This is a genomic window from Ketobacter sp. GenoA1 (genome assembly GCF_003671475.1).
Taxonomy (GTDB): domain Bacteria; phylum Pseudomonadota; class Gammaproteobacteria; order Pseudomonadales; family Ketobacteraceae; genus Ketobacter.
This window is the reverse complement of the sequence record NZ_RCHM01000042.1, coordinates 725,870-749,213: the sequence shown is the minus strand read 5'-3', so window position 1 is coordinate 749,213 and position 23,344 is coordinate 725,870. Positions and strand designations below refer to the sequence as shown.

Genomic DNA, 23,344 nt, shown 5'->3' with positions numbered 1-23,344 from the left:
TAAAGCCTTAAAATTACACAAAGTATTGGAATCAGCCCAGGTTCGAGCGGGATAGTCGCAGATGATAATGGCAGGAACATGACGGGCTGTGGTGCCGGCCAGGGTCACCACAGCGGCGTTTCAGTACTAGCGTTGCATATTTTCGATGATGGTGGCGTTGGCCGTCCCCAAGCCTTCGCAAATGGCCAGCAGGCCATAACGCTCCTTGCGGCGAATCAGCTCATAGGCAAGCGTCGCCATCAATTTGGCCCCTGTTGCTCCCAGTGGGTGCCCCAGCGCCTGCGCGCCGCCGTTCACATTAAGCCGTTCCAGGTCGGCACCAATGGCATTTTTCCAGGCCAATGGTACCGAGCCAAACGCCTCATTCACTTCATAGATCGCAATATCCTCGATCGTGAGCCCGGTGCGCTGCAGAATCTTCTGGGTGGCCGGGATCGGACCCTCCAACACCATGGTGGGATCCGAGCCAACCACGGTCATATCGTGAATCCTGGCCAGCGGGGTCAAACCGTACTGTTTGAGCGCACGCTCACTGACGATCAGGGTGGCCGCTGAACCGTCGCATATCTGGCTGGCGGAACCGGCGGTGATCAGGCCACCTTCCTGCAGTGGCTCCAACCCCTGAATAGCCTCCAGTGTGGCATTACGACGCAGGCCTTCGTCCACATCATGAACCACTTTTTGCCCCTCCACTTCCACGGTCATGGGAATGATTTCCCGATCGAAGCGGTTATCATCGTAGGCTGCGGCGCCCTTGACATGGCTCTGATAGGCAAAATGATCCAGGTCATCCCGGCTTACAGCGTACTTTTCGGCCATGCGCTCAGCGCCGACAAACTGGCTGAACTCCACACCCGGGTAGCGGCTGGAAATCGCCTCACCATCGAAGGGTGTACGCATTCCGGCCTTGGATGCCACCAGCAAGGGTGATCCGATTGGGGTCATGCTCATGTTCTCAACCCCGCCGGCAATGATCATATCCTGGTTACCTGACATCACCGCCTGGGCCGCAAAGTGGATGGCCTGCTGGCCGGAGCCACACTGCCGGTCAACCGTGACACCAGGCACTTCAATGGGAAGGTTGGACGCCAGTACTGCCGTACGCGCCACGTTGAACGTCTGCGGCCCGATTTGACTGACACAGCCGAATATAACGTCTTCTATTAGGGCCGGATCCAGGTTGTTTCGCTCCAGCAGGGCGTTGATCACCACCGCGCCCAAATCGGCCGGACTAACCTGGCTCAAGCGCCCGTTACGGCGACCACCGGCGGTTCTGACAGCGTCTACGATGTATGCAGCAGCCACTTCTATCTCCTTTTACTTTGTATTGTGTTGCCGGTAATAGTGACCAGACAGTCGGATAATTTCAATGACATTATCGACCAGCATTAGAGTTTTTTCTGCTCAGCTGCCAAAACGACACTGTTGGGCAATAAAAAAGGCAGCTCAGGCTGCCTTTTTTATTGCCCTGCCCCGCGGACAAGCCTGCTACGGTGTTATCATGTGGTGGTTTTCTTGGCGGGGGCTTTTTTCGCAGTTGCCTTCTTGGCGGGTGTTTTCTTGGCCGCGGTCTTTTTGGCTGCCGTCTTTTTCGCAGGGGTTTTCTTGGCGGGGGCTTTTTTAGCGGGCGCCTTCTTTGCTGTGGTTTTCTTCGCTACCGGCTTTTTGCGGGTAACCGAGAGTCCGCTGCGCTTGAGCAGCTCTTTCTCACGTTTTTCGAAATCCTTGGCCGCTTTTTTGACTTTGCTCTCGAGCGATTTGCTGTAATCACGCAATTGCTTGGCGTATTTGCTTTCCAGAGCAGCTTCGATCTGCTTACGCGCTTTGTCGTAGGCGTCTTCCAGCTCTTTTTCAACTTTCTTGCGCAGTTCTTCTTCACGGGCAATCATTTTTTCCCGCATTTTGTGCTCGGTTTCAAAAAAACGTTCCCGCAATTGGGCTACCTGAGCTTCCAGCTTGGCCTGGGTTAACTCCTTGCGTGTGTCTTCCACCACGGCCATCGCGGTTTCCACCGCCTCCTGGGCCTGCTCCACCGCAACTTGAGCCGCGGCAGTGGCCTTGATGCGCCAACGCTCCTGCGCCTTTAACAGCTTTTGTCTGGCGGATGAGACTTTTTCCTGCGCCTTGTGTAACTGTGCTTCCATTTTTTCCACCCATTGTTTTGCCTTCTCGGCATTCAGGTTCCCAAATGCGTTTGCCATATAAATCTCCCAATTAAGATAAAAGAGTCCCAAGCACAGCCTAGCCTCGGCACCAGCTACTACACGTACTTAACTGTCTTTATCGCAATTAAAATTAGAGGTTGCAATCTAATTTCCAAATTATTGAAACAGGCAATCAGATCGCAACCGGATCGGGCAGGGGTTTAATGGAGGTCAGCGATCATGTCCTGCTCGCTGAGCTGGCTGGCGTTTTTACCTTTTAAATAATCCAGCATGCCGAACCGTGCATAGTGCGGGCGCACGCGCTCGGACATCAGGCCAATAAAATCCAGGTTGGGTATCAGGCGACTGAACATATTCTGCCGGAACTGCATCATGGCAGGGGAATTGGAGATCAGGCGATTCCATTCCTGCCGGCTGATGATACCTTCGAACCATTCTTCAAAAATTTCATGGGCCATAAAACGGTTGCGCATCAAAACAGCCACCTCGAAAGCCCAGTCTTCACGCTCCCGGCGCTCGGTTTCCGACAGTTCCCGGGTAAAATGATCTTTCAGCGCCAGAACACCATAATGCACGTGGCGGGCCTCATCCTTGATAACATACTTAAGGAGGTTCTTCAGCAAGGGCTCCGCACTCATGTTATGGATAGTGCGGAAGGCCCCCAATGCCAGGCCTTCCACCATGATCTGCATGCCCAGAAACTTGAAATCCCAGCGGGCATCCGTCAGCAGATCGTCGAGGATTACAAACAGGTTGTCATTCACCTCATAACGTTTATTGAGCTTATCCACCAAATACCGGTTGAAGACTTCAAGGTGCCGCGCTTCATCCATCACCTGGGTGCCCCCAAATAGCTTACCCTCCATCCAGCCCACGCTTTCGGTCACCTGGGCGGATGCATACAAGGCCCCCTGCTCGCCGTGCATGAACTGGCTCAGCATCCAGCAGGCAATATTGTAATTGAGCTCAATGCGCTGCTGCGGCGTTAATTTAACCGGTAGCTGCTTAAGATAGTCATCCGGAAAAAAGTCATTGGAGATGATCGGAATGTCCGGGTTAAGCGGATCCACGTCGGTGGACCAGGCCAGATCCTTATCGGCATTCCATTGGTTTTCCACCGCACGCTGGTAGAGGCGCCGCATTTCCGGAAAATCCATCTTATAGGTGAGATCAAAGGTCACTGGGTGGGCCGACGACATCTCAACCATCGCTTTACGCTTACCCTGCTTCAGGGCCAATCCCCTGACGGCGGAAGGTGCCATTGAGGCGAACACCTTGGGATTGCGCATCTGCAACACTACCGAGATGTTGTCGATTGCCTCTTCAACCCGGCTGCGGGCCGCTATGGGCATTCCCTTGAGCATGGATTCCAGAATCATATTCGCCTCCACCTGATCAGTTTATATGGTTATTATTGTCTGACAATTTAACAATATAGCCATTAGAGCAGAATAATCAAGTCAGGTAAATTACCGCTTTGGTCCGGAATATCGTGAAAAATGAACCCTTTATTTGATTTTGGCCCGGTAGTGAGGGATAAAAATCTGCATAATTGAGCACAAATTTGCATCACTTAGTTCATCAATAAGGTACCACCATGCCTCTATCCCGACGCGCATTCATTGCCGGTTTGAGCTCCGGACTGGCCCTCAGCGGCTGCACCGGCCTGCCCCGATTCACCATGGAAGACGGCAACGGGGATTACGACTACATCCTCACCGCCGAGCCCACCGACATCGAATTAATTCCCGGCACCAGCACCCCGGCCTGGACCTTCAATCAGGGATTTCCGCCACCGGTGATACGCGCCCGTCAACACCAGGAAATACGCATCCTGTTTCGCAACCGACTGGCTGAGCCCACCACCATTCACTGGCATGGAATCCGTATCCTGAATGCCATGGACGGCGTGCCCTACTTAACCCAGCCCCCCATCGCGCCCGGTGCTGACTTCGAGTATCGGTTTACGCCTCCGGACGCGGGAACCTTCTGGTACCACCCGCATGTGAACAGCCTGGTGCAGCTGGGAAAGGGGTTGGTGGGGGCACTAATAGTAGACGAAGCAGAGCCCATCCGGTTCGACGCGGATATCCCGCTGCTGTTGAAGAACTGGCATATCCGTGAAGATGGCAGCTTTGCCCCTTTCACCAGCCCCCGTGCCGCATTTCGTATGGGCACGCCCGGCGCCTGGGAGTCGGTCAATGGAGAGCATAATCCGGTGCACAATGTTGCCCCCGGCGCCCTGGTGAGATTGCGTTTTCTGAACGTCGACAATACGGTTATGTACAAACTGGCAATACCGGACTATCCAGCCTGGATCATCGCCATTGACGGCAACCCCATAGCCCAACCCATCCCCCTCACCGAGCACGAAATGGGGCCGGGCATGCGTTTGGACGTTGCTCTTATCGCCCCCGAAGAACCCGGGCAAAGTGTTGCCATCAAAAACGCCAAGGGGCGCCTGCTGTTCGATTTGATGTCCCTGCAAACGACGGCAGCGGGGCTTGGCGCAACCCGGCACATCCCCAGCCTGCCGGTGAACCCGATCCCCACACCGGACCTGGCCAACGCCGAAAAGCTGAATTTTGTCTTTGAATGGGAAGGCGCCATCACGCCCACTGACCCGGAAGGCAAACCCAAGCACGCATTCTGGACCATCAATCGACGGGCCTGGGAAGGTATGTCAGCGGACAATATCCCGGAGCCTGTGGCTACACTGACCCTGGGCAAAACGTATATTTTCCGCCTGCGCAATGTGACGCCTCACAGCCATCCCATTCATTTGCACGGCTTCACCTGGACGGTTTTGCGCTCGAATCAGAAAACCATCGAGCCCTACCATACCGATACTGTGTTATTGCAAAAAAACGAATTGGTGGAGGTTGCATTTGTCGCGGATAACCCCGGCCGCTGGATGTATCACTGCCACGTTATCGAACACATGAAAACCGGGTTGATGGGCTATATCACCGTAAGGTGATTGTCCCAGCGGTATTCACTGATGGCCAATGGCCGCTGCATCGCACCGCGCTTACGCTGCAGCTCCACCAGATTGACCTGACCATAGCCGTTGCTGCTGATCCAGCCACCGCCAGGCAGGCGAAACAATCCGGCAGCATCCTGGCTCACCAGTTGCTGCTGGAAGCGCCCGCCATGTAAATCCCAGCAGCCAATCAGGTTCCCTCTTGGGCAGCTGACCAGCGCCGTTCTACCGTGGTCATCCACTGCTACACTGGCGGTATACTGCTTGACCCGCAATTGAAAGAACTCGGGCATTTCCAACCAGGAAACCGATTCGCCACGATGATGGGTGCCAACCAGTGGCACCGCTGCGGTCAGGTCACCCTGATACTGAACACCAAACACAACCTTACCCGCCTTCGACACATCCAGATGCCGAATACTCATTTTATGGTGAGGTGGCCGGTGAGATTCCACTACACTGCCATCAGTGACATCCAGATAGCTAAGGTTCGGATCCATGGAATCGAGATTCAATACCTTGCGGCCTGAATTGGGGTGCGTTGCCATGCCGCCGTTGGCCACCACCAGAGTACGCTGATCCGGCATCAATGCCAGTTGGTGCGGGCCGATCCCACCGGACGGGAATTCAGCCACTTTTTCAATCTTTCCATCCACCGCGTACACACCAATAATGCCGCTCAGATCTGCCAGGTTGTTCTCGGTTGTATACAACCATTTACCATCGTTGCTGACTACGCCATGCCCATAGAAATGGCGATCTTCACCGTTTACCAGGGTATTCACCAGCGCGCCGCTGTCCAGATCCATGGCATAGAGATGGTTACCGGGTCTGCGGGCGAAAAACAAAGCCATCCGTTGCTGAGGTAGGGCGGTGGATCCATGCACCCGTTGCGGTACCGCCACTTTTGATACGATATCGCCCGTGCTGCTCAGTTGGGCAATATAGTGGTTACCGTCCACATCATCACAACCGCTTAACACCGCGTTAAAGCTACGCTTGGCGCCGGCTTGATCGGCACAGGCGGATAATTGAATCGGCATCATCGCCAGCAATGACCATTTACAAAAATCACGTCTCAACATTGATCAGTCACCATCATTGGAATTGAAACCGAGCTTAATTTCCAAGGCAGGGGCCAAGCCGGATTTGAGTAGCGAATTCAACTCTCCCACTGCCTGATGCAATGCATCCAGACGCGGCTTGTATGCACTATCCATGACGGCCTCTGACAGAGGTTTATCGATGTCTGACAACAACGACAGGCATTTATTGACTTGCGCCTGAATCTGATCGGCCAGTGGCGCCGCGCCATGGTGCGCCAACAAGCGACGCAAGTCATAGCCATCTTGTGCATCAATAACTCGTGCAAGCGCAAGTAAGTTGGCCTGGATGTTGGCTAAGGATGAATGGCTGCGCCAGCTCTCGGCAAAATACCCATTAGGCTGGCGATTACGGTTTTTATAACCCAACGGGCCGCCCAGTTTATCCAGCTTTACTTTCTCCATTTGACTGAGCATGGCTGCCACAATCTGGCTTTCCGCATCAACTTGGGTGCTGTCGCTGCCTGTGGTGGCCGTGGCCAACCAGCGGGATTGGAAATCGTCGTCCTGCCAACCCTCGCTGATTCGGTTTACGGTAGTCACCAGATACTCGCTGGTGACTCGCAAAAGTTGACATTGCTTTTCCGCTTGTGGTGTGTTCTCCCCATAGCGTTGTGAAAAATTGTCATCAAACAACAGCAACTCCAACGCGGTCAATCCCTGGACCACCACACTGGCTTTGTCTAATGTGGCAGCATCAATGGCTTGTTCGCGCTCCAATAGCTGACCCACCTTGCGTGCCACAATATTTTTCTTGTCCGGCCAGAACTGTATTTTCCAGTCATCGTTATTTTCAAGTATAGGGCCGAAACGCACCCACTGTACTTGCTGCCAGGCGTCCATTGTTCGTAACCATTGTGTGCGGGCCGGGGACAAATCCACGGGCTGCTCACAGAAGGTTGCAGTGCTGCTTGCCAGCGTTTCTGATTCTTTCAGCAACGCTTGATAATCGCTGCCGATGCGTTTGGAAACCGCCGCCACCCACTTGGCCTCCGGCGGTGTGGAATCACAGGCAGACACCACCGCCAAGGTGATCACCAACACAAGCCCGTGCACGATATTGTTTGCGCTGGAACGGTACTTTGTTGCGCTAGTAAGGTACTTTGTTGCGCTAGAACGGTACGTTGCCCCTGGATATCTCATAGTTAGGTTACCAATCGAACTGGAAAAAATTAAGGCTGCCCAGATTACAGTGAACGAAGAAACGCAAGCAGTGCCTCCCGCTCGGTGCGTTGGGCTCGGACAATATAATCCCGACTTTGTTTCGCTTCGCCCCCATGCCAGAGCACGGCTTCCAACAAGGATTCAGCCCGGCCATCATGCAAATAGTGTTCAAACCCACTGACGGTTTTGGTGAGGCCGATTCCCCATAACGGCGGTGTGCGCCACTCTGATCCGGAGGCGGCAAACACGGCCCGATCATCGGCCAGTCCCGGGCCCATATCATGGAGCAGCATATCCGTATAGGGGTGAATAGTCTGTGCCGAATGTTGGGGGCGCCCGGGAAGCGTTGGTGTGGTGAAGGCCACATGGTGGCAATCACCACAGCCTGCTTCAACAAATACCGCTTCACCCCGTTTGACCTGCGGATCGTCAACATTACGCCGCGCGGGAACGCCCAAGTTTCCCGTGTAGAAGGTCACCGAATCAAGTAATTTGTCAGACAGTTCAGGTTTGCCACCGCTGGGGGCGTCCAGGCAGGCCTGCTGCGCAGCCCGACAATTCTCAGCGGGAAACAAGCTGCTTGTAATGCCGATATCTCCATTGAAGGCGGCGGCATTCTGCTGTTTTAAGGATGGCTGTTCCGCTTTCCAGCCAAAACGCCCCCTGACCAGCTTTTGCTGCTCCACATCCCACACCCGATTGCTGCGTCCGGAAATACCATCGTTGTTCTCATCCTGCGGATCGGCCAACTGCTCAATTTGCTCATCATTCAATGCTTCCAGCAAACCCAGCCCGATCATCGGCGGGGCCATACGCAGGGAGTAAACAACATCATCATCCAGGGCGCCATAGGCGAGCTGGCTGAGTGTTAAATGAGGTTTGCGCAGCGTCACCACGCTGCCGTCGGCAAGCGTGACGGTCTGCGTTTGATAGGTGATGTGGATCTGCGCTTCGGCATCCACCCCAGGTACCGCAAAGTCCTGGATCTGATCACCGTAAAGGGGATGAGGGATCACACCATGCCGCAGTACCCGCTGTTCCTGTTCGGCGGAATGGGGCCGGATGCTCATTCGGACCAGTAATGACACCGCGTTATCGTCGGCTGCCTGTGGTAGATGGCCCCGACCATCGCGGATATGGCAATTCTGGCAGCCGTTGGTGTTGAACAACGGCCCCAGGCCATCCCGCGCGGTGGTTGCTGACGGCGCGATCACCCATGGATTGCGAAAGAAACTGTTGCCCACGCTGAAATCCAGACGGCGCTCGAATGACAGGTTGGCTGCCGGCAGGGAAAAGGCGTCATTGTTTGTTTTGCTGACGCTGGTGGCACCGCCTGAATTCACGCCAAAGGAATACACCTTTACGGGCAGGAACAAGACGGACAGGAAAAAGAAAAGCAGGCCCCACATTTTAATGAGAGGCCTGTTGCTAACGAGGAAATTTGCCATACTGCTGTCAAATGGCAATCAGAATTCGTGATCTGCAGTTTCGGGTGATAGATTCTCCACGCCCAATTCCACAGCCACCTTCTCAATTTTTCGGGTCAACGCTACCAAACCGGTGATCGCATCCTGAATCAACTTGGCCCCCGCTTCATTACCCTCGGCGATCATCTGATCAAATTTCTGAGCATTTTGTTGAGCTTCAGCTTTATCCACCAGCGCCTGCATGGACGCCATAGTCTGCTTAAACTGTTTGTCTGTGGCCTTGGCCAACGCCGGATCTTTCGCTTTAACCAGCATGGCAATGGAGTCACCCTTGATCACGGAACCGTCTACCCGCTGGTAGGTCCCGTAGTAGATATTTTCAATTCCCTTGGCATCATAGTAGTGGGAGAAATGCGTATTATCGCTGAAACAATCGTGCTCATCCTCCGTTGAATTGGCTTCCAGGGCAACCTTCATGCGCTCCCCCGCCAACTCGCCCAGTGCCAGACTGCCCATGCCGAACAGTGCTTTGGTAAGCGCTGCTTCACTTTTTTGGCTTTCGAGCTCGGCACGATAGTTTTGCTGCCCGGGAGCCCACTGTGCCTGCATGGTTTTCAAATCATTAATCAGCAGTTCTGTGGCCGCCTTCAGATACTGAGCCCGGCGATCGCAATTACCGTGGGTACACCCGTCACCCTGAATATAATCGGTATAAGCGCGCTGACCTGCACCGGCCTTGGTGCCATTCAGGTCCTGTCCCCACAACAGAAATTCGATGGCGTGGTAACCTGTGGCCACATTCGCCTCCGATCCACCCAGCTCGTTTAAGCTGGCCAGCAAATCCGGAGTAATGGTGCTCAAATCCAGGGTGGTGCCGCCCAGCTTGAGTGAGGTGTTGGCAATGATGTTGGCGTTGGCCCCCACGTTGCCCATCTCATGATGGTAGTTGGAAGCCGCTACGTAGTCGATAAGCCCTTCATCCAAAGGCCAGGCATTCAACTGCCCCTCCCAATCGTCCACTATTCCATTACCGAAACGGAACACTTCTGATTGTTGGTAGGGTACTCTGGCTTGCTTCCAGGCGCTGCGTGCTGCATCCAATGTAGCCTGACTCGGGGCCTCCACAAGAGCGTCCACTTTGACCTGCAGGAATTGTGCGGTAATCAGCGAATCACTGAATACGGCATAGGCAATATCGCCATAGTTTTTTACGACACCTTGTTCTGTTACCGCTGCCTGCAATGTTGCTGAGGCCAACAGACCACCCGCAAGTACGAGCCTAGCTACTGGTTTCATTACGAATACTCCTGATTCTTCAAGGTTTAACCATTAAAAATTAGCGGCAAGCTGAACCACTATATTATTGGACTTTTCGTCCGTGCCAAGCTTGGCTTCGCTATAATCCGTGTCACGCCAGAACTCAAGCGCCAGGACCACGTTCTCGTACACGTCGGTGGAGGCGCCCAGGGACAGCCGCTGTTCCGGCAGCCAACCACCGGCATCATCGGTTTCCTGAACGGCAAAGGCGAGTGTGACATCCTGCTCACGCAATCTGGCAGCGAAATCCAATTCCAATTGAAAAGCGGAGGGCTGGGCTTCAAAAAACGCCCATTCAATATCATCAACAGCGGACATGTACTCAGCAATGAAGGTAAGCGCTTCAACGCTCAGGCTGCCGGAAAAGGAGAAAGCACCATCGTCGCTATCCAAGCCGGCGGGGCCGGGTACTATTTCTGAAATACTATCGGATTCAGTCAAGGCGGACAGGTAGTCGAACCCGACTTGAAAATTGTGCTGGCTGAAACGTGCCGTCAGGCCATAATTCTCAACATGGCGTTCACGGTCAACCGATCCATCGAACAGGTATGCCCCTACAGAAAAACCATCCTGTTCCAATCCGAACAGGGCTGCCGTTTTATTGGTTTCGGCCAGCTCCAGCACCAATGTGTCGTTTACCAACGCGGTTTCAAAGCGGCCGAATGGCAGATATTGCTTACCAACCAAAACATCCACCGGGCCTACAAGATCGGCAAACGATAATGTGGCAACATCCACATCGAACTCGGTTTCATCTTCTTCATAGAGCAAGACAATATCGGCCTCCACCTGGTCATTGATGGCGGCGGACAGGCCCAGCTCCACGGTGGCAACCACCAGGTCGCTGTAACTTTTGTCATCAAAGCCTTCCCCCATGGAGGCTTCGATTTCGATCAAACCACGGACAGCCACTTTATCCCCCAATAAAGTGTTGTTGCCGGCGCCTTGCTGCTGCTCAAGCTTGGCCAGCCTCTGTTCTACACTGCGCTCAAATTCAGCATCAGCAAGGGCTGAGAAAGACGCTCCGGAAATGGCTATCGCCAAGACACTTTGCGCAAGCGGTGGTGTGACTTTCATTGAGAACTCCTCATGGGCAGGCGTAGTGCGCCGAAAGATCAACACGTTAGCCTAAATGAGGATAGTTATCAACTGCACGTAATTAGCGTTTACTGATTTCGATCAAAGAACGCAGCAATTTCACTGATGGCAATCCGTCCATCCTTTAACATGGGGAAAGTGTAGTGCCAGACATGCTGCATTTTCTCCCATATCTGCAATTCAACGGCGACGCCATCCCGCTTGGCATGCTCGGCAAGGCGCACGGAATCATCCAACAGGATCTCTTCTGATCCCACCTGAATCAGTAACGGTGGCAGGCCAGTCAAATCTGCCGCCAGTGGCGACATCGCGCTGGAGTTACCACGCTGTTCGGCAGACACTCCGGCACTGTAATGGGAGGCAAACTGGCGCAGCAGTTCCGGCGTCAACAGCAAATCCACATGCCCTTTGCTGGCGATGGTCTCCCCGCTCATGGATAGGTCCGTCCAGGGGGAAATGCAGCAGGCAGCCGCCGGCAGGGCAATACTCAAATCCCGTAATCGGATTAATGTAGCGAGCACCAGATTGCCACCTGCGGAATCACCGGCCAGATAGATATTTTCCGGTTTGACCCCCTCCTCCAGAAGCGCGCTGTAAACATTCACGGCATCCTCGATGGGTGCCGGATGGGTATGTTCCGGCGCTTTACGATAATCCGGAGCCACGGCCCGCATTTTGGACTGCTTGGCCAACCGGGCGATCAGATGACGATGGCTCAGCGGAGAGCCAACGCAATAACCGCCTCCGTGAAAATACAGCAGTACTCGATTGCTGGGTGCTTTTCGAGGTTGATGCTGCTGGCAGGGCACGCCCCCGTAGGAGATGGATTGAATCTTGACACCACGGGCTACCGGCATGATTTTGCCGAAGAAATCCATGCTCTTTCTGGAATGTTCAATCGTACCCGGCTCAACGCTGAGGCTTGGTGCAATGGGCGACTTCAATACCAGATTCACTAAACTGACCGGCAAGCGACCGGATGAGCAAGTCATGTGGCTGATGCTCATGATCCCCCCTATTTTGGAATTCTTATTGGTAAGTCAGGCAACTTATCACCGCACCACCAGCTGCGCAAGAGGTGAACAGCCCGCTAAACGCCGCTCAATACCCGAATATGCTGGTAGACGCTGCGCGCAAGGGCCTCCAGGTGATAACCTCCTTCCAGGCTGGAGACGATTTTGCCATCGCAGCAATGCTCGGCCAACTGCTTAAGCTCGCAGGTCAACCAGTAATAATCCCGTTCATCCAGATAAATATCCGCCAGGGGATCGGAATGATGGGCATCAAAGCCGGCGCTGATCAATATCAGTTGGGGATTGAACTGCTGCAGTTTGTTCATCCACTGCTGTAATACCCAATCCCGAAATTCCTCACTGCCGGCACCGGCATGCATCGGCGTGTGAACAATATTGGATCGGTTCTGGTCGGGCACGGTGTGTGGGTAGTAAGGATGCTGAAAGCTGGAACAAAATAGAACACGCTCATCATACTGAAGGATGTTCTCAGTGCCGTTACCATGGTGGACATCGAAATCCACAATAGCAACCCGTTCTAGATCGTATTGATGCAAAGCGTAAGCGGCGGCCACGGCAACGTTGCTGAATATACAGAACCCCATGGCTCGGTTTTTCTCCGCATGATGGCCCGGCGGGCGAACCGCACAGAAGGCGTTGGCCACCTCCCCCCCCATCACCAGGTCCACTGCCTTGCAGACACCACCCGCCGAGCGCAGGGCCGCGTCCAGAGTATGCCGGTTGGCCACTACGTCCTCACCCAGTACCTTAACTTTTTGCATCGGAAAGTGATCGAACACCGCGTCCACGTAATCACGGCTGTGAACCCGATAGAGGTGTTTCTTTTCAATTTTCGGGGCGTCAACGTGTTGCAGAATATCCCATACCTGGCGCTCCATCAGATAATCCCGAATCGCACTCAGGCGGCGGGGTGATTCCGGATGATCGGCACCCATTTCATGAAGTTCGCAGTCTTTATGACTAATGTAAGCTGTCAGCATAAGGTCACAGTTTTTTGATGATGTATACGATGTCTTCGTCTTTCTCGTCGTCACGAATCTCAAAGCCCATGGATCTGGCCAGTTTGCGCATGGGCACGTTGTCCCGCAGCACAATGCCGTCCATGAACTTCAAGCCTTTGGCGCGGGCCGCTTCGATCAGCAGTTCCATCAATTTATACCCAATGCCCGTACGATGCCATTGATCTGACACAACCACCGCGAACTCACAGCTGACACCATCCGGATTCACTACGTAGCGACTGACCCCGATTTCCTGCCAAATGCCATTCTCCTGCACCAGCGCCACCAGCGCCATTTCCCGGTGATAGTCAATCTGGGTAAAGCGGGCCAGCATCTCCGGCGTTACCCGCTTAACGTTATGCATAAACCGATAATAGCGGGAGCGCTCGGACAGGCTTTCGATGAATGACTTTTCCAGCTCGGCGTCTTCCGGACGAATGGGGCGAATACGTACATCCAGGCCATTCTTCAACTGCCAGTTGGTTTCCAGATACACCGGATAGGGATGAATGGCCATATGTTCATAACGCTTCTGCGCCGGTGGCAAATAATCCACTTCGATCACCGCATCCAGCACGATGGCGTTCTTATCATCCAGCACCAGGGGGTTAATATCCAGATTCCGGATCCAGGGCAGCTCGCAGGCAATCTCGGACAAACGCAGAATGATGCGCTCAAGCTCAACACGATTAGCCGCCGGCATGTTGCGAAAGCTGTCCAGCATCTTCGCCACTTTGGGGGAATCAATCAGCGTCTGGGCCAGCAGGGCATTCAACGGCGGCAGACTGATGGCGATGTCATTCATTACCTCGACCATGGTGCCGCCATGGCCAAACACCAGTACCGGGCCGAACACGGAATCGTTTTTGATGCCCAACAGCAACTCCCGGTTGGCGGCCGATGTCACCATGTGTTCCACGATCACCCCTTCAACACGGGCATCGGGTTTCTTCTCCTGCACGTCGTCCATCAATTTTTTATAGGCAGATCTTACCGCCTGGGCATTCATCACGTTCAGTGATACACCGGAAAAATCCACCTTGTGACTGATGTCCGGTGAATTGATTTTCAAAACCACAGGGAAACCAACGGATTCGGCCGCCACCAGCGCTTCATTGGCGGAATGGGTATTCCAGGACGGATTAATGGGTATATTGAACGCTTTCAACACCGCCCGGGATTCAAGTTGATTCAGAATCTTACGCCCTTCCTGTAGCACCCCTTCGATGATCAGGCGTGCACCCTCAATATCCGGGTGCACATCTTTTGCCATGGACGCCGGTGCCTGCACCAAATACGTACGATTCTTGAAATAAGTGGTGAGATACTTGGCGGCTTTGACGGCGTTTTCCGGGGATGAGAACACGGGGATTCCCCTTTCCTGCAGGGAGCGTCGAATGACCGCCACATTATCGCCTCCCATACAACAAACTACGATGGGCTTGAAACTGGCCTTCTGGATTTTGAACAGGCGCTCGTCCACATCCGCCACCACCCTGCCACGGGGGGGTGTCAATACCACAATCAGGAAATCCACGCCCTTGTCTTTGGCAATGATTTCACAGGCTTCCATGAATTCATCATTCAGGCCGAAACGGCTGCTGTAAACCGGATTGACGCTGGCATCCATTGAGCGTAACGAAGCCAGCTTGGCGCTGCTTTCATTGCTCAATTCCGCCAGGGGCAAATTGAGATCATAGGCTTTATCGCAAGCCATAATGGCCGGCCCCAGGCCGTGTGAAATGATCCCGATCCGTTCACCGCGCACACTGCGATGGATAGGAAACGCCCGCGCCGCCAGGAACAGGTCCGTCAATGAGTGGGCGCGCACAATACCGGCACGCTCCAATGCGGCATTGAACACATAGTCGTTGCCTACCAATGCCCCCGTATGGGAAAGCTGTTGCCCCGCCACCTCCCCATGACGGCCGGTTTTCATGACGATAACCGGTTTACTGCGCGCAACCCCCCGCAACCCTGAGAGAAAGCCGCGGGAATCCTGAACGCCTTCTGCGTAAATAAGGATGCATTCGGTCTGCTGATCAATGACCAGGTAATCCAGGATATCACCGGCATAGACGCCGGCCGCCTGCTCCAGTGAGATGATGGTGGAAAATCCCACCCCGCTGGCATTGGCCCAATCGGTTACCGCCCGACAGATGGCACCGGAGTGCGATATCAGGGCAATTTTTCCGGGTTTGATGTCCACTCGATCCAAGGTTGCCCGTATGCCCAGCGCGGGCCGGACAAACCCGTAGCAATCAGGCCCCCACATCCGTATACCCAGGTTATCCGCCTGCCGGCGCAGGCTTTCAACAAACTGATTACGCAGGAAGCCGTCCCGGTCATCCAAATGCGACAATACCACCACCGAATCGATTCCCACCGCGGCACAGCGATCCAACTGTTCGTTAACCTGGGAATCCGGGGTAACGATAATGGCCAGATCCACCCGTCCGGGCACCTGATCAATGGTGTCATAATGCCGGCTGCCACCCAGTAAAGATCGCTGGCGTGGATGAACCAGCCACACCTTGCCCTTGAATTGCTCTTTCAAACGTTCGGACAGTTTCGCTTCGATGGAGTCACTGCCCTCACCGGTGCCGATAATGGCAATGGTGGAAGGTTCAAAAAAATGGGTAAGGTAATGCTTCTTCATTGAGATTCAGCCGTTCAACAATGTCAATTGGATAAAGTCCAGTGGAAACCACGGGCCAGCGCCTGCCTGAGCAGTTTGCGGGCCTGCTTGATGCCGGTGAGTTGCAGCGTGGAAATACAGTGCGGCCAGGGATGGTTCTGTAGCACCTTCATGATCACCAGTTTGCGCTCCGACTCCGGCAACTGATCCCAGGCCAGACCCGAGATCGGCAGCGACCACAGTGAACGCCAGACAGCGGCTGCGGCGTTTTCATAAGGAGTATAGCCTGCCAGAAACCGCTGTAACGCCTGTTGATCTCTCTCATGGTTTGGCAAAGTGGCCGGTACGGTGCTGTGATGACGGGCACAAAGCTGCAATACCAACGATGCAGGCAATTGCTGATGTGTGAGCATCAGCTGGATGGGCAAATCCTCGTGGAACCCCGTTAAGGCAGCCTGCACCATGGCCTGCCCTCCATCACTTAGCCCCTGATAGACCAACAGACTGTGGGCACCGGTGGTCGCCTCCCGCTGATAACCCACCCTGATGCAGGCATATTCATTCTTGTGCCAGAACTGAAGCACAGCGGCACTGCCGGAGAACAAAGAACCGATTCCATCAGCACCTTCCGCGCGCGCCTGTCTTAACAGGTGTGCAAGCAGCTCGGAGCCCAGCCCTGTGCCCTGCAATTGGGGTTGTACCGCTATCCTCACAATGCGCCAGTGACACATCCCCAAGGCCTGCGCTTGCCCCAGGTGCACCGCCAACGATTGCGGCAGAACCTGGCCATGGGGCCGGCGCTTCCCCTCTGTGATGTGCTCGGCCAGGTTCCCGCCAAGCTCGCCTTCACAGGCCACCATCGCCACCGCGTACACCTGATGGGCGTCCCGCAGGGTAAACAGCCGCACATTGCCACCATCGAGCATACTGCGCAAATCACTGGGGCGGGTTCGATAGTGTGCCGACATCAACAACTCAAACAGCTGATTAAGTTGCGCCTCCGCATGGTCATCACACTGGTAAGTGAATTCCCCAAACTGCAGTGACGGGTGCCCGCCAGGGTCAATGTTGTCTGCGCCCTGCGGCTTCAACAGCAGTAGTTTCTGCAACAGGCCTTCCAACCAATCCTGCTCCTGCCAGCGCACCGGCTGCCGCATTTCGTGCCTTACCCAACCGGGAAACTGCTGATTCAGATGCTGGTGAAATCGAACGCTGAAACCGCGCCCTGTGCCCTCGTAGCCGTTGACCGTTGTCGCCATCACTGCCCGCGAATAGTGGGACAGTATGCGCTTGAGCAGGTGCGGAGCAATGGCTGCGGCCTCATCAACCATCAACAGATCTGCCTTGGGGAGCACCTGCAACAGCCGGTCGGGGGCATAAAACTCAGCGTTAAAGGGCCGATCGGGATGGGGCCTGGCAAACCGCAACAGGGTCTCTGCGTTTTCGACCCGGGGTGCGGTAATCACAATGCGCTTGCCGGCCTCTGCCAGACGGGCAACGGCCAGGCCCAGGGCGACACTCTTACCCCGCCCACGATCCGCTTCGATGACCAATGGCCGCTTGCGATGGCCCTGGATCACCTTCAATATCAGTTCCATCGCTGTACGCTGGCAGTCAGTCACACAGCCGGCATCATCCACGCGCCGTTGTTGCACCGGTAAATCCGGCAACTGCTGGACACTCAGGCCCGGCGCACAGGTGCCAGAGCGCTGATAGAGGTGGGCGCGGTAAGGGTATTGCCGCAGTATCCAGGCGGCACGGGTCGTGAACCGGTTGCGGACCCTGGCAACCCCCCAGGGTTCCACCGCGATTTTACGGGCAAACGGATCGGCAAAACGCGGCCACTCATCCAAAGGCGGACACAACACCCACACACAACCACCGCCCCGAATATTGCCGCAGAGAGCTGCCAGGGCATCGGGATTGAAACCGCTGTAGGCATCAAACACGCCCTGCTGTGCCTCCCGCCCCAGCTCGTGGTTATATCGGTCGGCCGGCAGTGTCCAGGCGCCGGCCGGCGATCGCGTGGAATACCACAACACCGATTCTGCACCCAGCCCCGCCAAAGCAACCTGTACCGTTTCCAGTGCCCAGTCCGCGTCTCCCTCCACCAGCACCAACAAACGCCGGTCACTGTGCACCAGTTTGTTGGTCAACTGCTGTAACTGCCCCTGCCATGCCAACATCACCTTTGGTACTGCTCCATAAAGCCAACATCAATCCTGTTTTTCCAACGCCACACCCAAGCCCCGCTGCAATACAGCCAGCCCCGGGAGGCCAGCGCTTTCTTCTCACCCAGGCTGATGAGTTTCAGGTAGCGGCGCTGTGGGTGGAAAGGTTGCAGTGGCTCACCGCGCACAAGCCGCAATAGGTTCTGCGCGAGAACCGGCCCCTGCCTCACCGCATAAACACCGGCTTTAGGCAGCGGCCGGGGAAAATGAGCAATATCACCCACCGCAAACACGTTATGCATCGACTTGACCCTGAGATCCTCATCCACTCTGATATAACCCTGCTCCGATAAGGGCAGCCCGCAGCCGGATAATGACTGCGGCGGCACCGCCGACGTACAGAGCAGGGTGAAGTCACTGTGCAATCGCTGCCCGTCGGCTAACTGAAGCCCATCTGCCTGAATGGCCGTGACCTCAACATGGGTAAGACAATGGATACCCGCGGCATCCAACGCCTGTTTTGCCCGCCGCCGCACCATTGGATTGTGCCCCTCCAATAGCCCGCCACCGGCGATCAAGCGCCAGTGCCAGGGCCTTTCGCCCTGTGTTGTTTGTATTCGATGGGCCATGGCCAATCCCAATTCAACCCCCGCCACACCACCGCCCACCACGGAAACCGTACGCGGTTTGGTGCGATCCACCTGTTCAAGAAATGCTTCCCAGTGGCGCAAAAACTGATGAGCCGGTTTGACCGTTACAGCATGGACAGCTCCCTGCATCGGTTCTGTTGCCGGCACAGAGCCGATGTCCAGCGACAGAATATCAAAGGTCAGGCTCTCGCCCGATTCCAGTAAAACCCTTTGCGCGTCGGTTTCCAGCGCCTTGAATCGCCCCGGATTCCAGGTTACCCCATGGCATTCACACAGAGCAGGCAGGTTGATCAGGCAATCCTCCGTTCGGTAGTGACCGGCCACCACCCCGGGGATCATACCGGAATAGACCGCCATCGGCTCCGGATTGAGCAACATCATCTCTACGGCCAGCCCCGAAAACAGGCTCTGGAACCGCCGCACCACTTCTATATGGGCGTGGCCGCCGCCAATCAAAAGGATCCTGATGGGATTCATTACACTCTCTGCGTTGATTTCCTGAGATTAAATCTATACTTACAGATACTACTACTGGTTCGGGGCAGGATGAAATGGACAGAAATTACACGAAGCGGGTACGCTACGAATTTATTTTCAAATCCCAGGACAACTTCCAATATGAGGTGGACATCGATCCCAACACGCTGGAACACCCGGCGCCGCTGGGGAGTGCACCGGAATGGACGGCATTGGACACAGACAAATGCCCCCACTGTCCATTGAACAGCAACACCACTGAAAACTGCCCACTGGCGCGACGTATCGCCCCCATACTGAGCTTCAGTGCGCACCCTGCGTTTGAATCGGTCAAAGTCAGAGTCCACAAGGACAACATGACCATGGAGAGTCAGTCCACCGTACAGGAGGCCTATCGCTCACTGATTGGTTTGATAATGGCAACCAGCGGGTGTCCCCATACGGGATTCTTCAAGCCCATGGCATGGTTTCACCTGCCTTTCTCGACTCAGGATGAAACGCTCTTCAGAGCCTGCGCCACCTTTTTACTGTTTCAGTTTTTTGATCCGGTTGACCCCGAGGGCGGCAACCATTTTAGTGACCTGAAACAAGTGTATGAAGATATTCATATCGTCAATCAGCACATCGCCAAACGGCTAAAGAAAGCGTCCGCATCTGAGTCCACCTTAAATGCACTCACCATACTGGATATTTTTGCCCAGTCTTTCCTGCCCACGCTGAACGAGTCTCTGCAGGAACTTTCGTTTCTCTTCAAGCCGGGGGTTAACGAAGTCAGCTTTGAGAACCCCTGAGCAGTGATCCGCGACAGCAGGATTCAGCGCATCCTCGCTGCAGGGGTTGGTCTCCTGTGTCTGCTGCTGGCCTGGTCGGCTCAGGGAAAGCCGGTGGAACTCAACGTAACGCAACAATATTATCTGTCTATTGACGCTCAGGTGCTTAGCGATCCGGCAACCCCGGTGTCGGAGCTATGGATTCCCGCGAGGGACGATTTTGTCCCGGTACCTGAATCCGACCCGCGTAACTCCCTGTGGTATCGCGTTGACCTGATCAACCGCTCCCCCCAAGAAAACTGGCATCTGGTCATCAGCAACACTCTGATTGAAGAAATCAACCTGTTCACGGTAAACGCCGGAGCACAGCATCACACCCGTAACGGATACTTTCGGCAGGCGCCCTTTGATATCTCCAATGGTGTGGACATCCATCTGCCCTTCAATGAAGCCGTCAGTGTCTGGATCAATATTAAAGCGCCTTACATCAGCCAACAACCATTGATCAGCATCATTCCCGACGAGCTTTATGCCCAGCATCATTTCAACTACACCAGTATGATTCTGATTGCCATCGGCGCGATGCTGGCACTGGTGCTCTATAATGCCTTTCTCTACTACCCAACCCGGGACCCATCCTTTATCTGGTACGCAGGCTACCAGTTATTGTGTACGTTCGCCTGGGCCATGCACTTCAAAATTATGCTGTACTGTTTTGACGTGCCGTTGGATGCCAGCACCCTGTATCTGCCCTTCTTTATTGCCGGGGCCGCCAGTTTCATGTTTGCGCTTTCATTTCTGCGCCTGCCGCACCGTAGCTGGATCACATTGCTGGTACGGGCGTTGGCCATTGCCATGGTCGTATTCGGTTTACTGGGACTATTGCTGCCGCTGCCGCTCTACCAACTGACATTAACAGTGTGTACCTACGTCTGGATGTTCGTAATGCTCGGGCTGGGGATTTGGCGCCTTAACAAAGGATATCGTCCGGCCCGAATCTATGTCATTGGATTTGGAGTTCTTACCACTTACTTTCTATTTACACTGGCAGGCAACCTGGCCGCAACCACCCTGTTTGATAATCAGCTGTTGTGGGCGCTCTGGGTGCAGCTGTTTGATGCCATTGCGCTGGCATTGGCATTGGCCGACCGGATTAATTTCCTGCGCAAATCCCGTCAATACGCCGACAAACGAGCCAGCACCGATCAGCTAACCGGGCTACCCAATCGAACCGCCTTTGAGCGGGATATTCGCGCCTGGGAGGCCTATTATTCGGAAGGTATTGTTCAGGAGTTTTTTCTGACCTTTATCGATGTGGACGGACTCAAGCGGGTCAATGATCAACTTGGCCATAACGAGGGGGATCGATTGTTGTCACTGGTCGCTCAGTGGCTCATCAGCCAAAGCCGGCAGCAAAACGTCTATCGGCTGGGGGGTGATGAGTTTGTAATTCTTACCCGCGCGCAGATTCAATGGAATCTGACCAGCCTGCATAAACTATTGAGCGATGAAGGCTTCCCCAATTCAGACCTCAGTATCGGCAGCAGCAGCTATTCGGAAAGCGGCAACCGCTCAACACTGTTAAAGCTTGCCGATGAACGCATGTATGCTATCAAACACAGTAACCGCTAGCTGAATCAGTTGCCAGAGTAATAAGTGATCCCATCGCCCTTGGCCTTGATGCGACAACCGTCCCGTTCCTGCTTGACCGGTATCGGGTTCTGAATAAAGGTGATCTGAACACCGGGAAATACCGCTTTCTCAACGGATATCTCGAGGGTTTCAACGATGGCGTTAACCGCTTCGAGAATCGCCTCGCGGCGCTGCTTCAGGTCACTGAGGATACCTTCGAAATGCGCTATGGTATTGCTTATTTTGGCCACCTGTTCACCTGCGTCGCTACCGGTTCTATCTTTAATCTGGCGCAACGCCTCCTTCATACCCCGCACCACATTCAGGCGCTCACCCAGCTCCGCCCGAATGCTTTCCAAATCCGCCATTTGCTCAGAGAAGCGATTGGAAAAATCCACATCCGTGGGAATGTAAGAAGGTCCACCCAGAGTGTTGCAGCTCAACCGGCAAGCGGGCCGGATGATGCCTCCGATGATCTTGCCCTCGGTCTTTTTTGGGCTTAGTACCAGCACCTCGGTTCCGGATACATCACTGTGCATGATGTGTTTGGGTGCCGTCACCGTGCCTTGTGCGACAATTTTCGCATATTGGATATAATTGGCGAAAACTGCACCCGGCGTTTCAATCAGGACACTGAACTGCTCGCCTGCCTCTTCATTTTTGAGCTGTCGGCCCAAAACCCCCTTACCGATCACAACCTCATCACCGGCAATTACCGTTGCTGATTCCAGATAATCCCTGATCAGCACCTTGCCGGTTGCAGTGACCGACATGCCTTCACGAACCGACCCCTGCACCACCACGGTACCATCGAAATCCACGTTTCCGGTTTCAAGATCCACATCACCCACACAATAGGCATCCGACACACCCATACCAGAATCAATCTTGAGGGGCACGCCGCGCCGGCTGGCCACCAGCAGATTTTTGTCATTGGGGCTGATTTCCGCGCCGTCACCCACGTTTATGGTCTTATCCTGGGGTTGCGCGGCCAACACTGTTTCACCCAGGACATTGTAACCGGGCTCTCCCACCACCGGGGGAATACGCCGCAGCAGCGCATCGCCGATATCCACCATTTCGATTTCACCAAAATCATGCATATCGACCGTGCCATCGTCTCTCAACTTGGGCTTCATCAGGCGATCCTGCACCGGAAGCACCAGGATCTCGATTTTGGCCTGACGTGACTGCCCCGGAGCTTTACCCTTAGCCACCACCTCCCGTAACTCCGTTCCCGGGGCCACGTTGCTGAACTTGTTACAGAGCGACTGCAGCAGAGACTCATTCAGGCCCTTGACCACTCCAAGCCTGGTTAAGAAGTCTTTAACCGTTTGAAAATCCGGATTTTCGGCACCAAATGCGGTCTCGGCAATCAAAGAGCATGACATCTTATCCTCAGACAATTCCGCATTCAGGACCGCTTCACGCTTTTCAGCGACCACCATTCTAATGGGGTCACACAAGCCATCCTCATTACCGGGTTCAACCGCTTTGCTTTTATACTGAGAAAGTGCCTTGGCAAGCTCAGAATCAAGAAGATAAAAATCACGAAATTCGGTAAGCTTGAACTGACCACGAAGAAAATCCACCGACAGGGAATCCGTATCCAATTTGCTTATTATCAGTTGGATTTCTTTTCCTTCGGGCGAAGCTTCAAAGCGCAATCCGCTCATACCGGTTCCATTTTTGATGTTATGGGCATAATGGCATT

Annotated in this window: 17 protein-coding genes; 3 read left to right on the top strand and 14 right to left on the bottom strand. The window is 54.4% G+C overall.

What is annotated here, in order from left to right; genetic code table 11:
* Positions 1-126: 126 nt before the first annotated feature.
* From D9N13_RS17390 to D9N13_RS17380, 3 genes are all read right to left on the bottom strand, one after another.
* Positions 127-1,305, bottom strand: coding sequence for an acetyl-CoA C-acyltransferase (locus D9N13_RS17390; RefSeq protein WP_290592632.1), 1,179 nt, complete (start codon positions 1,303-1,305; stop codon positions 127-129).
* Positions 1,306-1,499: 194 nt separating this feature from the next.
* Positions 1,500-2,201, bottom strand: coding sequence for a hypothetical protein (locus D9N13_RS17385; protein ID WP_290592630.1), 702 nt, complete (start codon positions 2,199-2,201; stop codon positions 1,500-1,502).
* A gap of 164 nt (positions 2,202-2,365) precedes the next feature.
* Complete coding sequence (locus D9N13_RS17380) at positions 2,366-3,544, bottom strand: ferritin-like domain-containing protein (protein WP_290592628.1); 1,179 nt, start codon at positions 3,542-3,544, stop codon at positions 2,366-2,368.
* Positions 3,545-3,762: 218 nt separating this feature from the next.
* On the opposite strand from D9N13_RS17380, the gene D9N13_RS17375 reads away from it, so the two are divergent.
* Positions 3,763-5,145 carry a multicopper oxidase family protein gene (locus D9N13_RS17375; RefSeq protein ID WP_290592626.1) on the top strand — a complete coding sequence of 461 codons (1,383 nt, stop codon included), beginning with the start codon at positions 3,763-3,765 and terminating at the stop codon, positions 5,143-5,145.
* On the opposite strand, the gene D9N13_RS17370 is transcribed toward D9N13_RS17375, so the two are convergent.
* The 10 genes from D9N13_RS17370 to D9N13_RS17325 all read right to left on the bottom strand — a co-directional run bounded on the left by D9N13_RS17370 (position 5,127) and on the right by D9N13_RS17325 (position 19,228).
* Positions 5,127-6,233, bottom strand: a complete 1,107-nt coding sequence (locus tag D9N13_RS17370) for a DUF1513 domain-containing protein (protein WP_290592624.1) — start codon at positions 6,231-6,233, stop codon at positions 5,127-5,129. The genes D9N13_RS17375 and D9N13_RS17370 overlap by 19 nt on opposite strands.
* Before the next feature lie 3 nt (positions 6,234-6,236).
* A complete protein-coding gene (locus D9N13_RS17365) occupies positions 6,237-7,307 on the bottom strand; it encodes an imelysin family protein (protein WP_290592622.1) in 1,071 nt (356 codons plus the stop codon).
* A gap of 131 nt (positions 7,308-7,438) precedes the next feature.
* Positions 7,439-8,824 (bottom strand): di-heme oxidoredictase family protein, encoded by a 1,386-nt coding sequence (locus D9N13_RS17360; protein WP_290592620.1) that lies wholly within the window; start codon positions 8,822-8,824, stop codon positions 7,439-7,441.
* A 57-nt stretch (positions 8,825-8,881) separates the two neighbouring features.
* On the bottom strand, positions 8,882-10,138 hold the full coding sequence (locus D9N13_RS17355; RefSeq protein WP_290592619.1) for an imelysin family protein: 1,257 nt from the start codon (positions 10,136-10,138) through the stop codon (positions 8,882-8,884).
* 33 nt (positions 10,139-10,171) lie between these two features.
* The gene (locus D9N13_RS17350; protein ID WP_290592617.1) at positions 10,172-11,236 is read right to left on the bottom strand and encodes an LbtU family siderophore porin; all 1,065 of its coding nucleotides are present in this window, start codon (positions 11,234-11,236) and stop codon (positions 10,172-10,174) included.
* An 89-nt stretch (positions 11,237-11,325) separates the two neighbouring features.
* Positions 11,326-12,264 carry an alpha/beta hydrolase gene (locus tag D9N13_RS17345; protein ID WP_290592615.1) on the bottom strand — a complete coding sequence of 313 codons (939 nt, stop codon included), beginning with the start codon at positions 12,262-12,264 and terminating at the stop codon, positions 11,326-11,328.
* An 83-nt stretch (positions 12,265-12,347) separates the two neighbouring features.
* Positions 12,348-13,271 (bottom strand): histone deacetylase family protein, encoded by a 924-nt coding sequence (locus tag D9N13_RS17340; protein WP_290592614.1) that lies wholly within the window; start codon positions 13,269-13,271, stop codon positions 12,348-12,350.
* A 4-nt stretch (positions 13,272-13,275) separates the two neighbouring features.
* Positions 13,276-15,951, bottom strand: coding sequence for a bifunctional acetate--CoA ligase family protein/GNAT family N-acetyltransferase (locus D9N13_RS17335; RefSeq protein ID WP_290592612.1), 2,676 nt, complete (start codon positions 15,949-15,951; stop codon positions 13,276-13,278).
* 23 nt (positions 15,952-15,974) lie between these two features.
* Positions 15,975-18,116, bottom strand: coding sequence for a tRNA(Met) cytidine acetyltransferase TmcA (locus tag D9N13_RS17330; protein WP_290593111.1), 2,142 nt, complete (start codon positions 18,114-18,116; stop codon positions 15,975-15,977).
* Entirely contained in the window at positions 18,116-19,228 is a 1,113-nt protein-coding gene (locus D9N13_RS17325; protein WP_290592610.1) for an FAD-dependent oxidoreductase, read from the bottom strand. The genes D9N13_RS17330 and D9N13_RS17325 overlap by 1 nt, the downstream gene beginning before the upstream one ends.
* 74 nt (positions 19,229-19,302) lie before the next feature.
* Between D9N13_RS17325 and D9N13_RS17320 the strand changes: the two genes are divergently transcribed.
* A complete protein-coding gene (locus D9N13_RS17320) occupies positions 19,303-20,019 on the top strand; it encodes a DUF6901 family protein (protein ID WP_290592608.1) in 717 nt (238 codons plus the stop codon).
* A 3-nt stretch (positions 20,020-20,022) separates the two neighbouring features.
* Entirely contained in the window at positions 20,023-21,630 is a 1,608-nt protein-coding gene (locus D9N13_RS17315) for a diguanylate cyclase (RefSeq protein ID WP_290592607.1), read from the top strand.
* A 5-nt stretch (positions 21,631-21,635) separates the two neighbouring features.
* Here D9N13_RS17315 and D9N13_RS17310 read toward each other — a convergent pair whose 3' ends face one another.
* Positions 21,636-23,306 (bottom strand): DUF342 domain-containing protein, encoded by a 1,671-nt coding sequence (locus tag D9N13_RS17310; protein ID WP_290592605.1) that lies wholly within the window; start codon positions 23,304-23,306, stop codon positions 21,636-21,638.
* Between the last annotated feature and the right edge of the window lie 38 nt (positions 23,307-23,344).